Source organism: Thermopolyspora sp. NPDC052614 (genome assembly GCF_040678635.1).
Classification (GTDB): Bacteria; Actinomycetota; Actinomycetes; order Streptosporangiales; family Streptosporangiaceae; genus Thermopolyspora.
The window spans coordinates 1-1,267 of record NZ_JBFATZ010000052.1 but is presented as its reverse complement, the minus strand read 5'-3'; the positions used below and the strand labels follow the sequence as shown (position 1 = coordinate 1,267).

Here is a 1,267-nt window from a genome sequence, read left to right as displayed (position 1 = left end):
TCGACCTCGGCCTGGAAGGAGACGAACCAGCGTCCGCGTTCGTGGCGGACGGTCGCGGACAGGATCCGCGCCGTCCCGGCCTGCAGGCGGGCCGGCAGCTTGATGGTGGGCTCGTGCACCCGCATGGTTCCCAGGCGGGGCAGGGTGACGTGCCGGCCGTCGGGTTCGACGCGGATGGTGCCGGTGGTGAACCGGCAGGAAAGGCGCGCCTTCCGCTTGGATTTGAACCGGGGTACGCCCATCCGCTTGCCGCGCCGCTTGCCGTTCTTGGACTTGGCGTAGTTGTCGAACGCGGCCGAAGCGTTCGCCAGACCGGTGTTGTACGCCTCCTTGGAGTTGTCCGCCCACCAGTCGGCGAACCTCGGGTCGGTCGTCTTGGCCTGGTTGAACGCCTTGCGCAGGGCGGGCAGCGACCACGGCCGCCACTCGGTGAGTTCGTCCTCGCCGATGCCGTATGTCTCCTCCGCGCGGCGCTGCCGCCACGACGCCTGGACCCAGCCGACAGCCCAGTTGTAGGCGGCACGCGCGGCGCCGCAGTGCGAGCGCAGCGCATGCTCCTGGGTGGCGTTGGGGTCCAGAGCGAACCGGTACGCCTGCACCACGAGACCGGGCCGCGGCCGGAACTTCTTCATTCGGCCTCACCGGTCGCCACGGCCACTGCGCGGGCGGCCCGGTTCTTGGCGGCACGACGCCCGTACAGGCGGGCGCACATCGAGGTGAGGACTTCGGTGATGTCCCGTACGAGGTCGTCGGCGGTCTCGGTCGGGTCGAGGACGACCAGGCGCCGCCCGGACGCCGACAGGACCGCTTCGAGGTGCTCGACGCCGAAGCGGGCCAGCCGGTCGCGGTGCTCGACCACGATCACCGCCGCCTGCGGGTCGGACAGCACCCGGTGCAGCTTGTGCCGTCGCCCGTTCAGCCCCGGACCGACCTCGGTCACAACTTCCGCGACCGGCAGGCCGAGCGCGGTGGCCGCTTGGACCACGCGGGCCACCTGCCGGTCAAGGTCGGCTTTCTGGTCCGCTGAGGAGACCCGGCAGTACGCCACGACCCGTCCGGACGCCTCCGGGGTGGGCTCGTCGACCAGCCACGTACCGGATGGCGTCTGGCGGACCGGGACCGGCATACGGCCCTCTTTCGCCCACGCCCACGCGGTCTGGTAGTGCACGCCGTTGCGTGCCGCCCACTCGGAAAGCTTCACGCGATCACGATAGCAGCTGAGAAAGGCTGAGATTCACTGATGGATCACGTAACAGTTCCCTCCCCC

General features: G+C 70.2%; 2 protein-coding genes. Both read right to left on the bottom strand.

What is annotated here, in order from left to right; translation table 11 throughout:
- A partial coding sequence (locus AB0K60_RS37645; protein ID WP_364066620.1) for a helix-turn-helix domain-containing protein occupies nucleotides 1-632 on the bottom strand: 632 nt, incomplete at its 3' end.
- Entirely contained in the window at nucleotides 629-1,201 is a 573-nt protein-coding gene (locus AB0K60_RS37640; RefSeq protein ID WP_364066617.1) for an IS607 family transposase, read from the bottom strand. The genes AB0K60_RS37645 and AB0K60_RS37640, both read right to left, overlap by 4 nt.
- Nucleotides 1,202-1,267: the final 66 nt, after the last annotated feature.